This is a genomic window from Sulfurihydrogenibium yellowstonense SS-5, from assembly GCF_000173615.1.
Taxonomy (GTDB): Bacteria; Aquificota; Aquificia; order Aquificales; family Hydrogenothermaceae; genus Sulfurihydrogenibium; species Sulfurihydrogenibium yellowstonense.
In genome coordinates, this window is record NZ_ABZS01000144.1 from 1 (window position 1) to 4,613 (window position 4,613).

General features: G+C 34.2%; 6 protein-coding genes. 5 read left to right on the forward strand and 1 reads right to left on the reverse strand.

Features of this window, described 5'->3' with window-relative positions; all coding sequences use genetic code 11:
• Window positions 1-134, reverse strand: a 134-nt coding sequence (locus tag SULYE_RS08075) for a glycosyltransferase (protein WP_007547652.1), incomplete at its 3' end; no start/stop codon positions are given.
• Between the two features lie 404 nt (window positions 135-538).
• Here SULYE_RS08075 and aroC point away from each other — a divergent pair.
• The 5 genes from aroC to SULYE_RS06295 all read left to right on the forward strand — a co-directional run bounded on the left by aroC (window position 539) and on the right by SULYE_RS06295 (window position 4,613).
• Entirely contained in the window at window positions 539-1,711 is a 1,173-nt protein-coding gene (aroC, locus tag SULYE_RS06280; protein ID WP_007547654.1) for a chorismate synthase, read from the forward strand.
• On the forward strand, window positions 1,711-2,808 hold the full coding sequence (locus SULYE_RS06285; RefSeq protein WP_007547656.1) for a glycosyltransferase family 4 protein: 1,098 nt from the start codon (window positions 1,711-1,713) through the stop codon (window positions 2,806-2,808). Before aroC ends, SULYE_RS06285 begins: the two co-directional genes overlap by 1 nt.
• Entirely contained in the window at window positions 2,801-3,124 is a 324-nt protein-coding gene (locus tag SULYE_RS08595; protein ID WP_007547657.1) for a polysaccharide deacetylase family protein, read from the forward strand. Before SULYE_RS06285 ends, SULYE_RS08595 begins: the two co-directional genes overlap by 8 nt.
• Window positions 3,125-3,166: 42 nt before the next feature.
• Window positions 3,167-3,856, forward strand: a complete 690-nt coding sequence (locus SULYE_RS06290) for a polysaccharide deacetylase family protein (RefSeq protein WP_232178619.1) — start codon at window positions 3,167-3,169, stop codon at window positions 3,854-3,856.
• A gap of 79 nt (window positions 3,857-3,935) precedes the next feature.
• Window positions 3,936-4,613, forward strand: a complete 678-nt coding sequence (locus SULYE_RS06295) for a nucleotide sugar dehydrogenase (RefSeq protein WP_232178621.1) — start codon at window positions 3,936-3,938, stop codon at window positions 4,611-4,613.

The following is a 4,613-nucleotide window of genomic DNA, read 5'->3' on the forward strand; positions in this document are numbered from 1 at the left end:
TCTACAGTTTTATCAGTTGAACCTGTATCTACCAAAACTATTTCATCAAATTTCCCTTTTATACTTTCAAGCAACCTTGGTAAATTATTCTCTTCATTTTTGGCTATAATGCAGGCTGATACTTTTGCTATCATTCTATTCCCTCAATTTGTTTATGATATTTGGGATTATTATAACTTATACGTCGGGTAAGAAATTCATTAAAAATAGGAGATTCTTCGCTTCGCTCAGAATGACACCATTGGGTCGTTCCTTGCCATCCTGAAGACGAAGTCCGAGGGATCTCCTTCTTTTAAATTCCATAAAAAAACGCTAATGAGAGTGTTCCAAAATTTTTGTAAGCTTACCTTTCCGTGTCATCCTAAGGCCTAAGGCCGAAGGATCTCATTTTTGATTTTTTGACTTGAAAAGAAAATATGAGATTCTTCGCCGGCTACAGAATAACAATTTTGATTTTTGCAAGCAGTCTTCATCACGTGTTGCACAAAGCGATTTAAGTTATAATATTCTTTTAAAAATTAACATTTGGAGATAGTTTATGCTCAGATTTTTGAATGCTGGAGAGTCTCATGGTCCTGCCTTAACGGCTATTGTTGAAGGGTATCCGTCAAACGTAAAAATCAAAACAGATAGAATAAATAAAGAGCTTGCAAGAAGGCAGAAAGGATACGGTCGCGGCGGAAGAATGAAGATAGAGAAGGATGTCGTCGAAATCCTTTCTGGCGTCAGATTTGGTATTACTCTTGGCTCTCCAATCACTTTGATGGTTAGAAACAAAGACTGGGAAAATTGGACTGATATTATGGCTATAGAAGGAGACCCAATGAACAAAAAACAGATATTAGAGCCAAGACCTGGGCATGCAGACCTTACAGGTGGCATAAAATATGGTTTTTATGATTTAAGAAATGTATTAGAGAGAGCATCGGCAAGGGAGACAACAACAAGAGTGGCAGTTGGTGCTTTATGTAAGATTCTTCTTGAAGATATAGGAATAAAAATAGGAAGCTATGTTTTGTCCATCGGGGAGAAAAAGATAGATAAATCAGAAATTGAAAGTATATCTTACGAAGATAGATTTAATAATGCTGAAAATTCTGAGCTTAGACTTCCAATCTTAGGCAAAGATGAAGAGTTTAAAGAGTACATAGATAAAGCAAAAGAGGATGGGGAAAGTCTTGGCGGTATTTTTGAAGTTTATGCGTTAAACGTTCCTGTTGGGCTTGGAAGTTATAGTCAATGGGATACAAGACTTGATGGTAAAATAGCACAAGCTATAATGAGTATTCAAGCGATAAAAGGCGTTGAAATTGGAGAAGGTTTTAATTTGGCATACCTGCCCGGTTCACAGGCTCATGATGAGATTTTTTACAGCAAAGAGAGAGGATTTTATAGGAAAACAAACAGAGTAGGTGGACTGGAAGGCGGAATGACTAACGGAGAACCAATAATCGCAAGAGCTGCAATGAAGCCAATTCCAACATTAATGAGGCATAAGTCTTTACAATCTGTAAATGTAATAACAAAAGAACCTTTTGATGCGGCAAAAGAAAGGTCAGATATTACAGCTGTTCCGGCGGCTGCAGTAGTGGCAGAAAGCATGCTTGCCTTTGTCCTTGCAAGAGAAATTCTTGAAAAGTTTGGAAGCGACAACTGGATACAGATAAAAGAAAGAATAGAAAAATACAGACAGGAGGTTTTAAACTACTGATGAAAGTTTTGCAAGTTGTTGATGGTACAGGCTGGGGCGGCACAAAGGAGCAGGTCTATCTAACAACCAGAGAGTTGAAAAAGCAAGGAATAGACGTTCACATTGCTTTAAATTTTGAATATTATGAAATGATTGAAAAACTAAAATCTTACAATGTTCCAATTCATTTTTTTGAAGAAAACAAGCCAAATGCACGTTATAGATGGTCTAATTACAAAAGACTGATAGAGATAGTTAATCAAAACAAATTTGATATAGTAGTTGCAAACTCTCCAAAAGCAATGGATTATGTAAGCATTTCTTCATTGTTTTTTAAAAACAAGCCAAAAATAGTTGCAGTAAGAAGAAATGGGAGAGTTTCATCATTTTTATCAAAATGGTTAAAATACTCAAAAGCAGATAAAATAGTTGTAGTATCTCAGCAAGTAGCAGATTTACTTAAAGAGAAAAACTTCTTTCCGGAAAGGCTTGTGGTGATAAAAAGCGGTGTAGACCTTGAAAGATTTAAGCCTAATCCAGAAGCAAGAGCTTTAAAGAGAAGTCAGTTGAACATACCAGAAAATGACAAAGTTTTTATAAATGTTGCAAATTGGCAGCCAAAAATAAAAGGACAGACCAAGCTTATAGAAACTTTTTCAAAAATAAAAAGAGATAATGTGAAGCTGATTCTTGTTGGACTTGATACTGATAAGTACGCTTTAGAGTATGCAAAAAGGTTTTCAGTGGAAGATAAAGTTATCGGGCTTGGATTTAGGGAAGATGTTCCAGATCTTTTAAACATGGCAGACTATTTTGTTTTTTCTTCATACTTAGAAGGAATAGCAGGGGCATTACTCCAAGCTATGACTGTTGGAAAAGTTGTTATTTCAACCCTTGCAGGCGGAATTGGAGAGTATCTGATAGACGGATACAACGGCTTTTCTGCACCGGTTGGAGATTTTGAGACTTTAAAAGAAAAAATGATAAAAGTATTAAATCTATCAGAGGAAGAATATAAAACCATCTCAGAAAATGCAATCAAAACTGCATCTAAGTATTCTATCCAAAACACCGCCAAAGGATATATAGATCTTTTTAAGGAACTTTTAAATGGCTGAAGTGTTTGTGATTTACTATCATAAAATCCTGCCAAGATTTGGATTTGATGTTTTTTATAAAACCTTTGATTTGGAGATGAAAATTTTAAAAAGCTTTTATAACGTTGTAAGTCTTGATGAAATTGAGCAATACATAAAAGAAGATAAAAGACCAAACAAACCCACTGTTGCAATAACCTTTGATGACGGCTATGTGGATAACTTTGTATACGCCTATCCAATTTTAAAAAAACATGGTCTTAAAGCAATAATATTTACTATAGCATCAAGAATTCTACAGAAAGATTTTGTACGACCAACCCTTTTTGATTATTGACAAGGAAAAGTGTCATTCAAAGAATTGCACCAGCCAAAAACGATGGCACAAGCTAATTTAGAGTATTTAAAACACGGCGTCAAAGACACAAAAGATTGGGATTTTTTAACAGTATCAGAGCTAAACAAGATGAAAGATGTGTTTGATGTTGGCGGTCATGCATACCTTCATTCAAGGGTTTTTTATGATGAAGAAATAATTGATTTTTATGATGGTAAAAATGGACATTGGAGTTTTTACTATGCCTATGGAGAAGAGCCAAAAATTGGCTTTCCTATCCTAAAATCCCAAAATAACCTTGCAGTTGAGAGGTCTTACATAAAAAAAGAAGTAAAAGATTACGTAAAAAGTTTAGATGAAAGCTATTTTAAACAAAAAGATTGGAAAATTAGATTAAAAAAAGAATTGTTAAAAAAGTTTGATAAAATTGTAGATAAAGAGCCAATACAAGAGAGAAAAGAAAGAGTGATAAAAGAATTACAAGAGTCTAAATCTATGCTTGAAAGCATGATAAATCAAAAAATTAGACATTTTGCCTATCCATTTGGACATTATAACGATTTACTTGTAGAGTTAGTCGGCTTATTTTTTGAAACTGCATTCACAACAGAAAAGGATGTGATAAAGTCAAAAACAAATTTACATAAAATTCCACGTTTTGGCATTCCAAAAGACATTTCAAGCTTCATAGCAGTACTTGGAAAAGCTAAGATAAAAGGAGTTAAATCATGAAAGTAGAAGATTTTTTAAAAAACGGTAAAGAAAAATAGCAATTGTTGGATTAGGATACGTAGGACTTCCTTTGGCCGTGTTGTTTGATACAAAATTTAATGTTGTCGACTTTGATATTAATCCAGCAAGAATAAAAGAGTTAAAACAAGGTTTTGACAGGACAAAAAAAGTTGAAAAAGAAAAACTTTTAAACTGCCAGATAGAATTTACTGACAATCCTGAAAAGCTAAAAGAAGCAAAAGTTATTATCATCACAGTTCCAACGCCTGTTGACAAGCACAATATACCAGATTTAAGACCAATTATATCAGCGACTAAAACAGTAGGAAAGTATATGAAAAAAGGCTCTATAGTAGTGTATGAATCTACTGTTTATCCAGGCTTAACAGAAGAAGAATGCGTTCCTATTTTACAGCAGGAAAGTGGTTTGAAATGGAAAGAGGATTTTAACGTTGGATACTCGCCAGAAAGGGTTAATCCGGGAGATAAAAATCACACGATAGATAAAATCATAAAAGTAGTTGCGGGGGATACACCAGAAATTACCGAATTTTTAGCACAACTTTATGGAAGCGTCATAACAGCAGGAATTCACAGAGCACCTAATATAAAAACAGCAGAAGCTGCAAAAGTCATAGAAAATACTCAGAGAGATTTAAACATTGCCTTGATGAACGAGCTTTCTATAATCTTTAATAAAATGGGGATCGACACAAAAGAAGTTTTAGAAGCAGCAGGGACAAAGTGGAATTTTTAA